Source organism: Aeromonas sp. FDAARGOS 1410 (assembly GCF_019048745.1).
Classification (GTDB): domain Bacteria; phylum Pseudomonadota; class Gammaproteobacteria; order Enterobacterales; family Aeromonadaceae; genus Aeromonas; species Aeromonas jandaei.
This window is the reverse complement of sequence record NZ_CP077401.1, coordinates 3,230,476-3,245,283: the sequence shown is the minus strand read 5'-3', so window position 1 is coordinate 3,245,283 and position 14,808 is coordinate 3,230,476. Positions and strand designations below refer to the sequence as shown.

Annotated in this window: 15 protein-coding genes and 1 pseudogene; 4 read left to right on the top strand and 12 right to left on the bottom strand. The window is 58.5% G+C overall.

Features of this window, described 5'->3' with window-relative positions; all coding sequences use genetic code 11:
• Window positions 1–65: 65 nt before the first annotated feature.
• The 3 genes and pseudogenes from lpxH to I6L40_RS14960 form a co-directional block, all read right to left on the bottom strand.
• Window positions 66–800, bottom strand: a complete 735-nt coding sequence (gene lpxH / locus I6L40_RS14970; protein ID WP_216995440.1) for a UDP-2,3-diacylglucosamine diphosphatase — start codon at window positions 798–800, stop codon at window positions 66–68.
• Window positions 792–1,505: pseudogene (locus I6L40_RS14965) on the bottom strand (DUF4269 domain-containing protein); the annotation flags it as partial. The pseudogene I6L40_RS14965 and the gene lpxH, both read right to left, overlap by 9 nt.
• On the bottom strand, window positions 1,495–1,992 hold the full coding sequence (locus I6L40_RS14960; protein ID WP_033115878.1) for a peptidylprolyl isomerase: 498 nt from the start codon (window positions 1,990–1,992) through the stop codon (window positions 1,495–1,497). The pseudogene I6L40_RS14965 and the gene I6L40_RS14960, both read right to left, overlap by 11 nt.
• 212 nt (window positions 1,993–2,204) lie before the next feature.
• Between I6L40_RS14960 and cysS the strand changes: the two genes are divergently transcribed.
• Together cysS and I6L40_RS14950 are read left to right on the top strand one after the other, a co-directional pair.
• Complete coding sequence (cysS, locus tag I6L40_RS14955; RefSeq protein WP_042082390.1) at window positions 2,205–3,581, top strand: cysteine--tRNA ligase; 1,377 nt, start codon at window positions 2,205–2,207, stop codon at window positions 3,579–3,581.
• 118 nt (window positions 3,582–3,699) lie between these two features.
• The gene (locus tag I6L40_RS14950) at window positions 3,700–4,341 is read left to right on the top strand and encodes a hypothetical protein (protein ID WP_216994480.1); all 642 of its coding nucleotides are present in this window, start codon (window positions 3,700–3,702) and stop codon (window positions 4,339–4,341) included.
• A gap of 76 nt (window positions 4,342–4,417) precedes the next feature.
• Here the strand turns inward: I6L40_RS14950 and I6L40_RS14945 are convergent, their stop codons facing one another.
• Both I6L40_RS14945 and I6L40_RS14940 read right to left on the bottom strand, forming a co-directional pair.
• Window positions 4,418–5,203, bottom strand: coding sequence for an SIR2 family protein (locus I6L40_RS14945; RefSeq protein ID WP_182925680.1), 786 nt, complete (start codon window positions 5,201–5,203; stop codon window positions 4,418–4,420).
• Between the two features lie 79 nt (window positions 5,204–5,282).
• A complete protein-coding gene (locus tag I6L40_RS14940) occupies window positions 5,283–6,284 on the bottom strand; it encodes a ParA family protein (protein ID WP_216994479.1) in 1,002 nt (333 codons plus the stop codon).
• A gap of 1,274 nt (window positions 6,285–7,558) precedes the next feature.
• Here I6L40_RS14940 and I6L40_RS14935 point away from each other — a divergent pair.
• Complete coding sequence (locus I6L40_RS14935) at window positions 7,559–8,914, top strand: 8-oxoguanine deaminase (RefSeq protein WP_216994478.1); 1,356 nt, start codon at window positions 7,559–7,561, stop codon at window positions 8,912–8,914.
• A 69-nt stretch (window positions 8,915–8,983) separates the two neighbouring features.
• Here I6L40_RS14935 and I6L40_RS14930 read toward each other — a convergent pair whose 3' ends face one another.
• The 7 genes from I6L40_RS14930 to I6L40_RS14900 all read right to left on the bottom strand — a co-directional run bounded on the left by I6L40_RS14930 (window position 8,984) and on the right by I6L40_RS14900 (window position 14,440).
• Window positions 8,984–9,739, bottom strand: coding sequence for an ABC transporter substrate-binding protein (locus I6L40_RS14930; RefSeq protein WP_185226938.1), 756 nt, complete (start codon window positions 9,737–9,739; stop codon window positions 8,984–8,986).
• Window positions 9,740–9,881: 142 nt separating this feature from the next.
• A complete protein-coding gene (locus tag I6L40_RS14925) occupies window positions 9,882–10,628 on the bottom strand; it encodes an ABC transporter substrate-binding protein (protein WP_033113705.1) in 747 nt (248 codons plus the stop codon).
• 71 nt (window positions 10,629–10,699) lie between these two features.
• Window positions 10,700–11,209 carry a GDYXXLXY domain-containing protein gene (locus I6L40_RS14920; RefSeq protein WP_216994477.1) on the bottom strand — a complete coding sequence of 170 codons (510 nt, stop codon included), beginning with the start codon at window positions 11,207–11,209 and terminating at the stop codon, window positions 10,700–10,702.
• Complete coding sequence (locus I6L40_RS14915; RefSeq protein WP_216994476.1) at window positions 11,206–12,210, bottom strand: DUF4401 domain-containing protein; 1,005 nt, start codon at window positions 12,208–12,210, stop codon at window positions 11,206–11,208. Before I6L40_RS14915 ends, I6L40_RS14920 begins: the two co-directional genes overlap by 4 nt.
• On the bottom strand, window positions 12,203–13,141 hold the full coding sequence (locus I6L40_RS14910) for a DUF2157 domain-containing protein (protein WP_216994475.1): 939 nt from the start codon (window positions 13,139–13,141) through the stop codon (window positions 12,203–12,205). The genes I6L40_RS14915 and I6L40_RS14910 overlap by 8 nt, the downstream gene beginning before the upstream one ends.
• A 165-nt stretch (window positions 13,142–13,306) precedes the next feature.
• Window positions 13,307–13,864, bottom strand: coding sequence for a TMEM165/GDT1 family protein (locus tag I6L40_RS14905; RefSeq protein WP_033113701.1), 558 nt, complete (start codon window positions 13,862–13,864; stop codon window positions 13,307–13,309).
• 246 nt (window positions 13,865–14,110) lie between these two features.
• Window positions 14,111–14,440: a translation initiation factor gene (locus I6L40_RS14900; RefSeq protein ID WP_041208481.1), complete on the bottom strand. Its 330-nt coding sequence runs from the start codon at window positions 14,438–14,440 to the stop codon at window positions 14,111–14,113.
• A 119-nt stretch (window positions 14,441–14,559) separates the two neighbouring features.
• Between I6L40_RS14900 and I6L40_RS14895 the strand changes: the two genes are divergently transcribed.
• Window positions 14,560–14,787, top strand: coding sequence for a FeoA family protein (locus tag I6L40_RS14895; protein WP_033113699.1), 228 nt, complete (start codon window positions 14,560–14,562; stop codon window positions 14,785–14,787).
• The last annotated feature ends 21 nt before the right edge of the window (window positions 14,788–14,808 follow it).

Sequence of the window (14,808 nt, the reverse complement as noted above, 5' to 3'; positions counted from 1 at the left end):
AAACAACAAGGGGCGCGTCACTGCTGACGCGCCCCTCTCTTTACGGATGCCTTGTGAACCTGCGGTCAGCGTGCAGCTGCCAGCGGCCTTGTCTCCAGCTGCTGCTCGCCGGGGCGGCAGACCAGCACCGAGCCCTGCTCGAACCAGTCTCCCAGCACGATGCGCCGGGCAGGCGCGCCATCGAGCTGGAAGTGGTGGATGGCGGGTCTGTGGGTGTGGCCGTGGATCATAACCTTGCAGCCGTGCTGGCGCAGCATCTCGTCAACTGCAGCAGGCGTCACATCCATGATGCGCTGGCTCTTGTGGGCGTTCTCCATCTGGCTTTGGCCGCGCATCTTGCGGGCGATGGCCTGCCGGCGGGCGAGCGGCAGGCGCAGGAACAGCCAGCGCAGCCACTTGAGCTGGGTGATGCGACGAAACTTCTGATACCCCTCATCCAGGGTGCAGAGCAGATCGCCGTGGCTCAGCACCACCCGCTCGCCATAGAGTTCGATAACGCACGGATCTCCCAGCAGGGTGATGCCGGCGCGTTTGGCAAACTGTTGCCCCAGCAGAAAGTCGCGGTTGCCGTGGATAAAGTAGATGGGCACATTCTGCTGGCTCAGGGCCAGAAAAGCGTCAGCCATCTCCTGGTGGAGCGGGTTGGGGTCATCGTCGCCAATCCAGAACTCGAAGAGATCGCCGAGCACATAGAGGGCATCGGCGCCCACCGCCTCCTTGGCCAGAAAGTGCACCAGTGCGGCGGTCATGTCGGGCCGATCGCTGCACAGGTGAATGTCGCTGATAAAGAGGGTACGCATGGCCGAGCCGTTGCTGCAGGTCGCATCCGCTTCGGGAGTCGCGATAGCGGCGGGCCACACCAGATGGGCCAAATCCTGCCCCTCCAGCGTCAGCAGGGCGGCGTAAGGTTCGCCCGCCAGCCCGAGCAACCGGCACATGGCTGCTTCCCCTTTCAGTCCCTCTTCAAGGCGCAGGCGCAGCACTTCGTGATAGAAGTCATCGCCAAAGCGTTGTAGCAAAGCCGCCATCAGGGTGAGGTGGCGCCAGCCATTAAGCGTCTCGATGGGGGCGGAGGTGACATAGAGCTCCAGCGGCCAGCCGGCCTCGCTTTGATCGCAATCGACACAGTTCTGGTCGAGGCGGGGAAAGGTGCGCTCCAGCAGCCAGACATTGTCGCCCTTGGCGCTCGCCAGCCAACCTTGAGCCTCGAGCCTTGCGGCAAACTCGGCGGGATCTGGATGCTGGCAGAGAATATCGAGATCGCTGCCCGGTCGATCCAGCCCGATGGCGAGCGTGCTCACCAGCGCCAGATCGGTGCACTGCGCTGCCAGCTCATCCCACAACCCGGCGGTGAGCAGGGCATGGGCCGAGCGCTGGCGCGGGTTGCCGTGGGCCAGATAGTCGAGGCGGCGCCAGTTCGGAGTGGCAGTGGAGGAGGCAGATGGAAAAACTGCGGCCGGGGCCGCAGTTTTGTCAGTGCCGAGTCGGCAGAGATCAGTCAGCAAGGGTCACCTTGGTGATCACCACGTCTTCGGTCGGAACGTCCTGGTGGATACGGCCGTAGTTGCCGGTCTTGACGCCCTTGATCTTGTTGACCACGTCCATGCCGGCGGTTACTTCACCGAATACGCAGTAGCCGAAGCCCTGAGTGGTGGCGGATTTGAAGTCGAGGAAGTCGTTGTTGTTCACGTTGATGAAGAACTGGGCGCTGGCAGAGTGCGGCTCCATGGTGCGAGCCATGGCGATGGTGCCGATCTTGTTGGAGAGACCATTGGCCGCTTCATTCTTGATGGGGGCGCGGGTGTCTTTCTCTTCAAAGCCCGGGGCATAGCCGCCGCCCTGGATCATGAAGCCGTCGATGACGCGGTGGAAAATGGTGTTGTCGTAGTGACCGTCACGGCAGTATTGCAGGAAGTTGGCCACGGTTTCCGGGGCTTTTTCAGCATTCAGGGTGAGGGTGATGTCGCCGTGATTGGTGTGCAGAGTGACCATGATATGTCCTTTCATTTGATGCGGACGACGAAGTGCCCGCAGGTGTATGGCATAAAGTGGTGGCAATTCTAGCCCATCAGGGGCTGGCGGCATAGTCTCTCTGGCGCCGTAACCGTGCTGGCAGGCGGGATTGGCCACGTTTTCTGCCTCGTTTTCTGCCCCTGAACGGGGTATCATGACCAACCATTTTACTCACAGGCAGTGGTTAGAAGATGCTGAAGATATACAACACACTCACTCGTCAAAAAGAAGAATTCAAACCTATCCACCCGGGCAAGGTGGGCATGTATGTGTGTGGTGTCACCATCTACGATCACTGTCATATCGGCCACGGCCGCACCTTCGTCGCCTTTGATGTGGTCGCTCGCTACCTGCGTTACGCCGGTTACGACCTCACCTACGTGCGCAATATCACCGACGTGGATGACAAGATCATCAAACGTGCCGCCGAGACCCAAGTGACCTGCGACGAGCTGACCGAGCGTCTGATCGGCGACATGCACGCCGACTTCGACGCCCTCGGCATGGTGCGCCCGGATATCGAACCGCGCGCCACCCAGCACATCGAAGAGATCATCGAGCTGGTGCAATCCCTGCTGGATAAAGAGCACGCCTACGTGGCGGACAACGGCGATGTGATGTTTATCGTCGAATCCTACGCCGACTACGGCAAGCTCTCCGGTCAGGATCTGGAACAGCTGCAAGCCGGTGCCCGCGTCGACGTGGTCGATGCCAAGCGCAACCCCTTGGACTTCGTGCTGTGGAAGATGTCCAAGCCGGGCGAGCCGACCTGGGAAAGCCCCTGGGGCCCGGGTCGTCCTGGCTGGCACATCGAGTGCTCCGCCATGAACTCCAAGCACCTTGGCAATCACTTCGACATCCATGGCGGCGGCTCCGATCTGCAGTTCCCGCACCACGAGAACGAGATCGCCCAGTCCTGCTGCGCCCACGGTGGCGACTACGTCAATACCTGGATGCACAGCGGCATGGTGATGGTGGATAAAGAGAAGATGTCCAAATCCCTTGGCAACTTCTTCACCATCCGCGACGTGCTGGCCCACTACGACGCCGAAACCGTCCGTTACTTCCTGATGTCTGGCCACTACCGCAGCCAGCTCAACTACTCGGAAGATAACTTGAAGCAAGCCCGCGCCGCGCTGGAGCGGATGTACACCGCCCTGCGCGATCTGCCGGTAGCCGCGGCTGCCGGTGGTGACGAGCAGGTGGCTCGCTTCAAGGAGGCGATGGATGACGACTTCAACACCCCGGAAGCCTACTCCGCCCTGTTCGATCTGGTGCGCGAGATCAACCGCCAGAAGGGTGAAGACATGGCGGTTGCCGCCGCGCTGGGCGCCCGTCTGCGCGAGCTGGGCGCCGTGCTCGGCATCCTGCAGCAAGACCCCGAGGCTTTCCTCAAGGGTGACGAAGCGGATGAAGAGGTTGCCGAAATCGAGCGCCTGATCGCCGAGCGCAATCAGGCCCGTGCCGACAAGAACTGGGCTGCGGCCGATGCCGCCCGCAACCGTCTCACCGAGATGGGCATCGTGCTGGAAGACAGCGCCGGCAAGACCAGCTGGCGCCGTGCCTAAGGGCCGCCGGTTGACGATCTGACGCAGAGCGCAGCCCTTGGGCTGCGCTCTTTTTTTCAGGGCCCGGCGCGTTGTTCAAGGCGCGGCCCATGCAAGCGAACATAAGGAAGATGGCACCATGAAGATATCCAGCTGGCCCGTGCTGGCACTGGCCCTCTCTGCGGCGGCCCTGATCGCCCCGGCCCATGCGGGCACCACCACCAGCGGCAAACTCGATCCGGCCGCCAGTGCCCGCGCCAAGGCCAAGGTAGCCCAGTTTCTCGACTGGGAGCGCCAAGTCAAACCGAGTGGCCTCTATCAGAGCGATCTTGGCGGCGCGCTGCCCACTATCGTCTCCCCCGAGCTGTTCTGCCTGCTCAATGCCGCCTCAAAGGCGCGCGAAATAGCCACCCGCCAGGCCCCCGACGAGAAGCCCCCCTTTGTCGAGGGCAACCCCTTCCTGCCCAACGCCTGGGATAACCTGCTGGGCTCGGAGATCCTCTCGTCACGCGCCATCGCCGGCAGCCGGGATCGCAGCGAGGTCAAGGTGCGCTTCACCTTTGGCGAGCCGGGCACCCCGCTCGACGCCCCCAGCGGCACCTACCGTTTTGTCAGCACCTATCTGGTACAAGACGGGCCGCAAGGCGCCCGCATCACCGATATCGACGCCGGCGGCAGCTGCGATTTCTGCCAATCCGGCAGCCTGCGCGCCGCCCTCTATGAGACGCTCGCCGCCTATCCCGCCGCAGGGGGAGAGCAGTGCAAGGGGTTGGGGAAATAGAAATCAGGAATAAAAAACCGCAGCCGAGGCTGCGGTTTTTAAATATATTTTATTAGGGATATGAAAACTTATCTAATTACCAATTCATATTTAACTTAAGTTGTTCTCTCTCATTTTCAACTTGTTGAACTAAGTCTGTAATTGAGTCTAATAGTTCTTTGTGATTATCTTTAGGTGAATACTGAATTATGTTTAAATTCATCGTGTCTTGAATGACTGAAATAACGGATGTGTGTAAGGCACTATTTGGTAATAGCATTAAATGAGAGCGGCTACAGTTATGCTTGAAAAGAGTATCCTCTAGAAGAAGCTTAATATCTGGATCGTTAACTCCACATCCTAGAAAAACAAAGGTATGTGTTAGCGCTAATGCTTCAAGGACATCATAAAAGGAAGCGTATTTAGTCCTTGCTTGCGCGTACTCTGCTCTTGTAAATATCAGATTGTCAGGGGTATCTATAGTCCCATGTACTTTCAATATAAGCCGCCCAGAGCCTCGTATACTGGAAATTACATCTGTATCATAATGTTGTTTTACAACAATGGAACCATGTGCCTTGCTGTTCGCGTATGTTTCGTAAATTTTATCAAAATTAGGTGTTGCCACAATTCGCGAGTCTAACGAAAATATTCTTTCGTGAATTTCAGCAGGCTTATATCCTGGAGTAAGAAACTCCTCTTTTACTACGCGAGTGAATTCTTCTTTCCCTAGTTCTCGTTTAATAACCTCACATGCAGTGAGATAGTCGCTTTCTTTTAGTAGTTTTTTTATATGAGCTTTCGGTTGAATGTTTTCAAGTGCACTTTCTAAAAATTTTAACCATGTTTTTGGTCTTCGCCCATCAGCACTAACACTATTCATGGATATGCCTGAACCAAGAAAGATAACGCAACGTCGCCTGCTTATATCACTAACAACATCTTTTGGCCAACGAATCATCTTAGCCCCCAATATTTTCTACAAAGTTTTCAGCTATAGATGAGAAGACTCGTTCAGCTTCTTGTACTTTTTGGAAATGAGCACCAACAACACCATCTCTAGCCTTTAAGGCAAAAATGGGGGCTTTCGTGTTTTGTGACATTGGCACTAAACTATGCAGGTTTTCTATTTCACCTAATAATGGGGTAATGATTTCATCGTTGTTATCTACGATTGAACAAATTTCATCTTTGATTTTATCTGGGATCTTTTTAGATATTATTTCATAGGCTTTTACATGAACTTTCTCACCTCTAACAGTCTTGGCTTTATATTGTTGCATTACGTAGCCTGCGAATTTTAAACTCCATTCAAAATCACGGCCATTTATTTCATATGTTTCGCTTTCCTCCTCTTGATATTTATCTAGCCCTTCAGTTATCCCTTTCTTCCATTTCTTGAGAGATAGGTTTATATTTTCTAAAGCCATTAAACTGAATACGTCAACAGCCATGGGAATCAAAAAATAATCGGATGCCATTAAGACTGATCTATTTATGGCACCTAATGATGGGCCTACATCAAAGAATATATAATCATATTCATGATACTGTCGCTTCAAATGTTCAAAAACAAGAGTGGTTTGTAAACCTCTAGGATCACCAGAGGTTGCACCTTTCCAATCAGAAGCAAGCAAGTCTTCACTTAATGCTAATCGCGGGTCACCAGGTATTATATCAACATTAAAACGTGATGAGTTTTCAGGTGATATTCTTTTATCTAAGTATCCTTTTGCTCTCCGAATTGGAGATAGAAAGGACTCTATGCTGTTTCTTCTTGTCTTTCCATATATTTTCTCTAATTGCTCATCGGATAGAACATAGGTTGTACTATTACATTGAGGGTCAGCATCAACAATTAGAACTTTTTTTGACATTCTCATAGATAAAAATGCTGCGAGATTACACAGGAGCGTTGTTTTACCAACACCTCCTTTGTTATTGAAGAAAACAATCGCTTTCATTGGCTATCCTTTGGTTTAGCTATATTAGATGCACATGTGATTTTTAATTGGTCGTAGGTTCGATTAGCGAAGCGTAATCGGACGTTCGAGAAATAAGGTGTTATCACGTTGAAATACTCACTATCGGGCCTTCAATATAAAACCGTTTCCCGATAGGGATATCTGTCGCTTGCCGTTATACCCGCCATGATTTTTTCACCTATGCAACTATGTCGATGGCGCTTGTTGCATAGGTGCGACAATCTGCTCTCGCCATGGGATGGGCGAGGGGTTGGCTGTGAGACAACAACCCGCCCGATCTTTGCCCCGAATAGGCTGGGGAGTGTTACCGCGGTGCAATGCGCTGCGCTTGGTGCACCCTACGCCTGTTAACCGGCCTCGGTGTCGCGGGTTGGCTGTTGCCCCCTGTTGTTCGCCGAGGTGAGCCTGTTTGTCCAGGCCGCGAGGCAGGACGCCGAGCGAGCGCCGCTGGGCCAAGGATGGCCCATCGGCGCGTGCCGTCGGACAAACGGGTGAACCGAGGAAACCCGACGCAGGAGGGCGAACAAGTGGGGGATTAGACCTTTGGTGACTTTGGGTCTTTCCAAAGTCACTCGCCAAGCCGCGCAGCGGCGGCGAAACCCCGTCGAGGACGGAGTCCTCGTGTCCTGCATGGCGAAGCCATGCCCATCAGGCTAGTGACCCCTCACCCTAGCCCTCTCCCACAAGGGGAGAGGGGATGGTGACCGCGGACGATTACGCTTCGCTAATCGACCCTACAAATTGTCCCAATGTCTCATCCGCATGGTGGCATGGGCACAGCCCCGGGGGCTGACGGGAACGCCAGTCGAGGGTGCAACCCTCGCACCTTGGCGCAGGGGCGGAAAACCGGCTGGTCTCCGCGAAAGACGCTACCGCCCCTGACTGTCGCTGCCACATTGCGCCGTTGACCTTGGTTTGGGAAAAGGGGCCAACAGGCGCCGCCAAATATCTTACGGATTCATTGAGCGCTTAACTATGGCGGCCATCACGCAACTATCAGAAACCAGAGGTTTTTTTGCGCTGGCACAAGCTTTTGTTAATTACTGATTGATTAATTGCTGGGTAAACCTTGTGCGGCTGGTCGTCTTGGGCAATCCGTTGCTATCACCTTGATTCAAAACGGCGATCACAGACTTTTTGCGCCGTATGCCTAGACTGGGTTGGCTGCGGTCGCTGACCGCCGCCTCTGGATCAGCAGACAGGGTATAACTGAGCTGGCTCACCCCTATGTGTCACTGATGGAGGAGTCGGCCATGTCCGCTACCCGTATCTGGATTAAAAACCCCCTTGCCACCTTTACACCCGAAACGGTCGATGGCCGCGGCGGGCTGGTGATTGAAAACGGCCTGATAAGCGAGGTGCTGGCGGCAGGCCAGCAGCCAGCTCGACCTTGCGATCAGCTGTTCGATGCCCGCGACCATGTGGTGCTGCCGGGCCTTATCAATACCCACCATCACTTTTACCAGACCCTGACCCGCGCCTGGGGGCCGGTGGTCAATCAGCCGCTCTTTCCCTGGCTCAAGACCCTCTATCCGGTCTGGGCCAGATTGACGCCGGATGCGCTGGCGCTGGCGAGCAAGGTGGCGATGGCGGAGCTGTTGCTCTCGGGTTGCACCACGGCTGCGGATCACCACTACCTCTTCCCGCGCGGGATGGAGGAGTCCATCGATATTCAGGTGGCGGCGGTGCGTGAGCTGGGGATGCGCGCCATGCTGACCCGTGGCTCCATGAGCCTTGGCGAAGATGAGGGGGGCTTGCCGCCGCGCCACACGGTGCAGGGGCAGCAGCAGATCCTCGATGACTGCCTGCGGCTGGTGCGCCAATACCACGAGCGCGGCGCCGGGGCGCAGATCCAGATTGCGCTGGCCCCATGCTCCCCCTTTTCGGTGACCGAGGAGATCATGGTGGAGAGCGCCAGACTCGCGGCCGAGCTCGATGTGCGGCTGCACACCCATCTGGCGGAGACGCTGGATGAGGAGGCGTTCTGCCTTGCGCGCTTTGGCCTGCGTACCGTCGATTATCTGGAGAAGGTGGGCTGGCTGGGCGATCGCACCTGGCTGGCGCACGGCATCCACTTCAATCCGGACGAGATTGCGCGGCTGGGGGCGGCGGGCACCGGTGTGTGCCACTGTCCGGTCTCCAATATGCGGCTCGCCTCCGGCATCTGCCCGACCCTGGATCTGGAGGCGGCCGGTGCGCCGGTGGGGCTCGGGGTGGATGGTTCGGCCTCCAACGATGCCTCGAACCTGATGCAGGAGGCCCGTCAGGCCCTCTATCTGCAGCGGCTGCGCTACGGCGCCGAGCGCATCACCCCGCGCAAGGTGCTGGAGTGGGCGACCGTTGGCTCGGCAAGGCTGCTCGGGCGCGGCGATCTCGGTGAGCTGCTGCCCGGCAAGCAGGCAGATCTGGCGCTGTTCAAGCTCGACGACCTGCGCTTTAGCGGCAGTCACGATCCCGTCGCGGCACTCATTTTGTGCGGCGCCGAGCGGGCCGATCGGGTGATGGTGGGCGGCAAGTGGCGGGTGGTCGATGGTGCCATCGCGGGGCTGGATATCGAGGGGCTTATTGCCCGTCACAAGGTGGCCGCCGCAGCGCTGGTGCGCGGCTAGGGGAGTGTACGGCAAAAAGAGAAGGGGCCCGCAGTGGGCCCCTTGTTGTTGGTGTTTGGCGTGGCGCCGCTATTTGGCGGCGGGGGCGGGGAAGTATTTGTTGTGCAGCAGCGGGTATTCGCTGCCCGCCAGCACCTGGGTCAAGCCGTTCTGGAACTCCTTGACCAGATCGTCGCTCACCGGATGGCTGAAGGCGTAGCAGAACTGTTCCGAGCTCAGCTGCCACTGCTCCTTGAACTTGGCGGGGTCGAGTTTTTGCTCCTGAATTTGCTGCTCCATTGTGGTCTTGTTGGTGGAGACCATGTCCACCCGGCCGGAGGTGAGCATCTTGAGCGCCTGGGAGAGGCGGTTGGCGGCGATGATTTTGGTCTCGTCAAAGCCGTTGTTGAGCAGCAGCTGCTCGCCCACATCGGCTCGCACCGCCCCGATATTGAACGCCTTGGCATCGTCGAGCTTGGTGATGTTGATCTTGTGCTCGGCCAACCCCACCAGTACGATTTCGGCGTAACCGATGGGGCAGGCCCACTTGAACAGGGGGTCGCGCGCCTGGGTGCGGGCGGTGGAGAAGAGCACCGCGTTGGGTTTTTGGGTCAGCAGGTAGTAGCCACGGGCCCAGGGCATGATGGTAACGGGCTGCTCCGGGGTGTTGGTCTTCTGCCATACCAGCTTGAGCAGCTCGACCGCAAAGCCGGTCGGATTGCCCGCTTCGTCGGCGTAGTTATAGGGTTTGTAATCTTCGGTCAGGTAGTGAAGCTTGGCCAGCTCGGGGCTGGCGTGGGCGAAGGAACTCACAAGCAGTGCGGCCAATCCAATCCATGGTTTCATTTTTTCCATCCTGCTCAAGGGAATATATATGCTCAATTGTGACCAAGCCGACCGGTTTCGCCAAGGTTGAGCGGTCAGGTTCTTCAATAATAGCGAGGGATGCCGTTGGCATCCCTCGTCTGTTTCTGGTCTTCGCTGCTCGTCAGCGAATGGGCAGGTATTTGGCCTGCAGCTTCAAAAACTCCTGTGAGGCGAGGGCGCGGGTCAGGCCGCTCTGGAACAGCTTGATCTCCTTGTCATCCACCTGACGGCTGAAGGCGTAGCAGAGCTGCTCGGCGCTCAGCACCATGGCGACGTTGAAGTCGTCGCTGTTGAGCTTCATTTCGCGCAGGGCGTCATAACCGGCCAGTTTGCTGGTGGCGAGCAGGTCGGCGCGGCCGGAGGTGAGCATCTTGACCGCCTGATTGAGGCGGTTGGCGGGGATGATGTTGTTGTCATCCATGCCGTTGTTGAGCAGCAGCTGCTCGGCGGCATCGGAGCGCACCGCGCTTATCCGGTACTTGCTCATCTCATCGACGGAGGTGAGGGTGATGTTTTGCGCCTTGCGCCCGAGCAGGATGTACTCCGAGTAGCCGATGGGGCAGACCCACTTGAAGAGATCTTCCCGCGCCTGGGTGCGGGCAGTGGAGAAGAGCACCACGTTGGGTTTCTGGGTCAGCAGGTAGTAGCCACGTGCCCACGGCAGGATGCGGATCGGCTGGGGGGCAACGCCGCTGTTTTTCCACACCATCTGCAGCAGTTCAACCGCAAGGCCGGTGGGCTGGCCCTGCTCATCGCTGAAGTTGTAGGGGGGGTACTCTTCGGTGAAGTATTCGAGTTTGCCCAGATCGGCCCGGGCCATCGAGGCCCAGGGGAGCAATAGCAGCAAGCAGGTGAGCCAAATCCTCATGGGGAACATCCTCAGCAGTCAACCGTGCTTTGAGTGTGACCATGAACCGCTCAAATAGCCACTTTGCCCCGTTACCAACGTGACCGGCTTCTCCCAATCGGCTGATAAGCCTCATCGCGTAGCCCCACCAGCAACGTCTTGCCATCAGGCTGCAGGCGAAACTCGCCGTAACGGGCACGGCTCAAGGCCTCGCCATCACCCTCTTCGAAGAAGAAGGCATCGGGGCCGATCAGCCACTGGCGATCGCTGCGGTGCACCTGCAATAGCCGCTCATCGCTGGCCAGCTGATCCGGCTTGCCATCGGCAACCCGGCTCGCCACCTGATGGGCATCGAGGCGGATCACCAGGGTGTCGCTCTGCTTGTCGCAGCCATCGCTGCTGGCCAGCTCGCGGGCGATCTCGTAGTTGAGGCGCATGTAATCCCCCTGCATCAGGGAGCGGGGATCGACCGGTGCGAGCCGCAGCAGCACCACTTCGCCACTGCTCATGGCGCGCTCAAACCGCCAGACGGTGAGGTTGATGCCCGCCAGAATGGCAAGGCCAGTGAGCAACAGGCCGAGTTGTCGGGTCGCGGGTCTCATGAGTCGCTCCTTGCCGAGCAGGTTTTAAGCAGCAGGCGGGCGGCCAGCAACAGGGCACCCGAGCCCAGCAGCAGCCAGGATTTGGTCATCAGGGTGAGCCCCAGATCGTAGTAGTAGAGAGCGCCATAGCCCACCAGCAGCAGGGCGGCGAGGGTCATCAGGCCAAGACTGCCGGCATAGAAGCCGAGGATCAGCACCAGTGCGCCAGCCCCCACCCCCGGAATGACGGCGCTGAGCAGCACCAGCGGCAGACCGTACCAGAGCGGCAGCTTCAGTTTCACCATCACCGCCAGCAGCAGGGCGGCGCAGAGCAGTGGATTGAGCCAGAGCGGCAGGCGTGACAGCCCCAGCTCATCGAGCACGCTGCTGCCACCTTCCCATAGCGGTTGGTGCAGGCGACCCAGTACCAGCAGGGAGAGGGCGAGCCCCAGGGTGATGGCGTGGTAGAGCTGGTGACGGGCGGGGTCGTGATCGGCGCGCAGCCAGCAGAAGGTGATGGCGGCCATCACCAGCGGCAGGGCCAGCAGTTGCAACCCGAGGCAGGCAAGGGCGAGGGTCAGCAGCAGGGCCGCCGCCACGCTGTGAAACAGCCGCACCAGCCAGTGATCGAACAGCACCGCGATGGCAAGCGACAGCAGGCAGAGGCCGAACCAGAGCAGGCTCTGGTGGCTGTCGGCCTGATCGAGCAGACCGTAGAGCAGCCAAGCATCGGCCGCCAGCGCGAGCGCCAGCACGAACTGATCCCAGAGATCGCCGCTCTGGCTGCGGTTGATGGCGTAAGCCGCCCCCAGCAGCACAACGCCAAGCAGCAGGGCGCTGTTGGCCTCGCGGGTCAGCTGCTCGAAGGTCATAAAGAGAAAGAAGAGCAGGAACAGGGCGGCGATCCACCCCACCAGCCCGAGCAGAAAACGGCTCGACCAGTGCGGCTGGTTGTTGCGGGGCATCTCCCCTTCCACCAGATTGGCCTGTTGCAGGGTTTGCCAGAGCGTCAGATCACTCATGGAACCTCCGTTGTTGTTGCAGCCAGCGGCTGGCGGCGACCGAGAGGCCGATGGCGATGAGGCTGAGCAGCAGGAAACCGTCCACATCCGGCTTCATCCACTTGCCAAGGGCGGCGAGGATAACGGCAATCAGGCTGAGGCAGCCCATGGCGAGTCCGGCGATAAATCTGTGATGCCAGAGTGTGTAGGCGGCAGCGAGCCAGCCCAGCCAGAGCGACCACACCAGCGTGGAGGCGGCATCGAAGAGCGCCAGCAGGGCGAGCAGGGTGGCGCCAAGCCCGGCGGCAAGACCCGCCAGCCAGCTCGGCATCAGGCGCCAGCGAGCGGGGGCGAGCAGCAACAAGCCCCAGAGGGCGGCGTTGAGCAGGGTCAGACACCAGCCCAGCCCCTCCTCGTCAAAGGCGAAGAAGAAGCTGAAGAGACCGAGCCGCCAGTAGAGCACCAGCGCCAGCTGGCCTAGCAGCCAGCCCAGAGTCCAGAGCAGGGGACTCTGGCCAAGGGCGGCCAGCGGTACCAGCATCAGCGCCCAGGTGGCGAACAGCTGCCAGGGATCGGCGCCGGTCTGGTAGGTCTGGCCGACCAGCGCCAGCAGGGCGCCGATATTGAGGGCCACGGCAAAGAGCAGCGCCTGACGCGGCGTATCGCCAAGGGGCTTGCGCCATAGCAGAAGCAGCATGGCGAGCAGCGGCGCCTCCAGCAGGGCGAGGCGGGGTAGCCGCCCCAGCGCCTGCCAGTTGAAGGCGACGAAGAAGATAAGGCCGGCCCCGATGCAGAGGGCACCGAGCCAGAGCAGCAGGCGATCGAACAGCCACTGCCAGCGGGAGTGGACAGGGGGCAGATCGGCAAGGGTGAGGGCGGCGGCCAGCTTCTCTGGCGCCAGTCGTCCCTGTTTCACCCATTCGAGTAGCGTCTCTCTTGATACGTTGTGCATGGGGTGCTCCACGAGGTTTGCCCCATTATGACATGGCCGCCCCACTCCCGTGCAGTGGCAGCTTGCGGCTGCGACAACGGCGGTTGCCGGAGTGACGGAGGCGGGAGCCAGAATGCAAAAAGCCCTCCGAAGAGGGCTTGTGTAGAACCGGTGACCAGAGTGCCGCTAGACGAAGATAAGGGTGCTGACCCCGAGCCCGACAAACAGCAGGGCACAGGCGATGCGGATCGCCTTGAGCGGCAGCTTGTCCGCCCCCAGCTTGCCGATCAGCACCACAGGGACGTTGGCCAGCATCATGCCGAGGGTGGTACCGGTCACCACCTGAATGAGGGAGTCATATTTGGCGGCCAGCAGCACGGTGGCAATCTGGGTCTTGTCGCCAATCTCGGCAATAAAGAAGAGCACGAAGGTGGCCATGAAGGGGCCGTACTTGTCGAGGGAGCTCTCCTCGTCATCCATCTTGTCCGGCACCAGGATCCAGATCGCCATGGCGATAAAGGCGGCCGCGACCAGATAGGTCATCACCTTGGGGTCGAGCCAGCGACTGATAAACTCGCCAATCCAGGCGGCTCCCGCATGGTTGAGCAGGGTCGCGGCCAGCATGCCGGCGATGATGGGCCAGGGTTTGCGAAAACGACAGATGAGCAACAATGCCAGCAGCTGGGTTTTATCGCCGATCTCGGCAATCGCAACGCTGAGGGTTGAAGTTAACAAGGCTTCCATAGATATGACCGGGGGACGGAATTGTTATAAACCAAAGACAAGCCGACGCCATCCGTCCCCGGTATTGGCGCTGGCCCGTCAAAGGTCTTGTCAAATCCATGGATAAACTGGATCACCCTGACCATGGTGAGTTGGCACCAAGTATGTTGATCAGGGTCGCAGGCCGGTGTGGATCCGGTATGCGAGACTACTCCCCCTCGATGGGAGCGGGCATTCTAGGGAAAAACCGCATGGGTGACAAGGGGATCAGCCACCCACCAGCTTGACGCTGAAGCCGGCCTTCTCCAGCTCGGCCTTGATCAGCTCCCGTTTGTCCCCCTGGATCTCGATAACACCCTCCTTGAGCCCGCCACCGGTGCCGCACTTTTTCTTTAGCAAAGTGGCGATTGCCTTTTGCTGTTCGGCGGGGACGCCGTGAATGGTGATGACCCCGGCGCCCTTGCGCCCCTTGGTCTCGCGGCGCATGCGCACCACGCCGTCGGTGGGGAAGGGGGAGGAGGATTGCGGAGCGTTCTGCTCCTTGATTTGACCGCCATCTGTGCTGTAAACAAGGCGGCTGTTGCTGTCGTGACTCATGAGGTTACTTTACGGGTTAGCTAAGCGGAGTTTGATTTTACTCAAATAAAAGTTGAAGACACAGATTATAATGCCCCAAGTAAAAGCGAATTATTATTGTTTAACTTCAGGAGTCAGTCATGGTACTCACGCAGTTGTCACCGGGACAGAGTGCTCGCATCAAGAATATGAATCAGTTGTCCCGGCCGTTGCGTCGCAAGCTGATGGTGATGGGCTTGTTGCCACAGACTGAAGTCATCTATCTGCGGTCCGCCCCGCTGGGGGATCCGCTCCAGATCCAGTGTCAGGGGATCTGTCTCTCCATGCAAAAGAGTCTGGCCCAGCAAATTGAGGTCGAACCGGTATGAGTTGCTTGTCCACCCGCAAGA

Coding starts and splice junctions, on each gene's coding strand:
- lpxH (WP_216995440.1), bottom strand. CDS start 800: ATGCGTACCCTCTTTATCAGCGACATTCACCTGTGCAGCGATCGGCCC.
- I6L40_RS14960 (WP_033115878.1), bottom strand. CDS start 1,992: ATGGTCACTCTGCACACCAATCACGGCGACATCACCCTCACCCTGAAT.
- cysS (WP_042082390.1), top strand. CDS start 2,205: ATGCTGAAGATATACAACACACTCACTCGTCAAAAAGAAGAATTCAAA.
- I6L40_RS14950 (WP_216994480.1), top strand. CDS start 3,700: ATGAAGATATCCAGCTGGCCCGTGCTGGCACTGGCCCTCTCTGCGGCG.
- I6L40_RS14945 (WP_182925680.1), bottom strand. CDS start 5,203: ATGAATAGTGTTAGTGCTGATGGGCGAAGACCAAAAACATGGTTAAAA.
- I6L40_RS14940 (WP_216994479.1), bottom strand. CDS start 6,284: ATGAAAGCGATTGTTTTCTTCAATAACAAAGGAGGTGTTGGTAAAACA.
- I6L40_RS14935 (WP_216994478.1), top strand. CDS start 7,559: ATGTCCGCTACCCGTATCTGGATTAAAAACCCCCTTGCCACCTTTACA.
- I6L40_RS14930 (WP_185226938.1), bottom strand. CDS start 9,739: ATGAAACCATGGATTGGATTGGCCGCACTGCTTGTGAGTTCCTTCGCC.
- I6L40_RS14925 (WP_033113705.1), bottom strand. CDS start 10,628: ATGAGGATTTGGCTCACCTGCTTGCTGCTATTGCTCCCCTGGGCCTCG.
- I6L40_RS14920 (WP_216994477.1), bottom strand. CDS start 11,209: ATGAGACCCGCGACCCGACAACTCGGCCTGTTGCTCACTGGCCTTGCC.
- I6L40_RS14915 (WP_216994476.1), bottom strand. CDS start 12,210: ATGAGTGATCTGACGCTCTGGCAAACCCTGCAACAGGCCAATCTGGTG.
- I6L40_RS14910 (WP_216994475.1), bottom strand. CDS start 13,141: ATGCACAACGTATCAAGAGAGACGCTACTCGAATGGGTGAAACAGGGA.
- I6L40_RS14905 (WP_033113701.1), bottom strand. CDS start 13,864: ATGGAAGCCTTGTTAACTTCAACCCTCAGCGTTGCGATTGCCGAGATC.
- I6L40_RS14900 (WP_041208481.1), bottom strand. CDS start 14,440: ATGAGTCACGACAGCAACAGCCGCCTTGTTTACAGCACAGATGGCGGT.
- I6L40_RS14895 (WP_033113699.1), top strand. CDS start 14,560: ATGGTACTCACGCAGTTGTCACCGGGACAGAGTGCTCGCATCAAGAAT.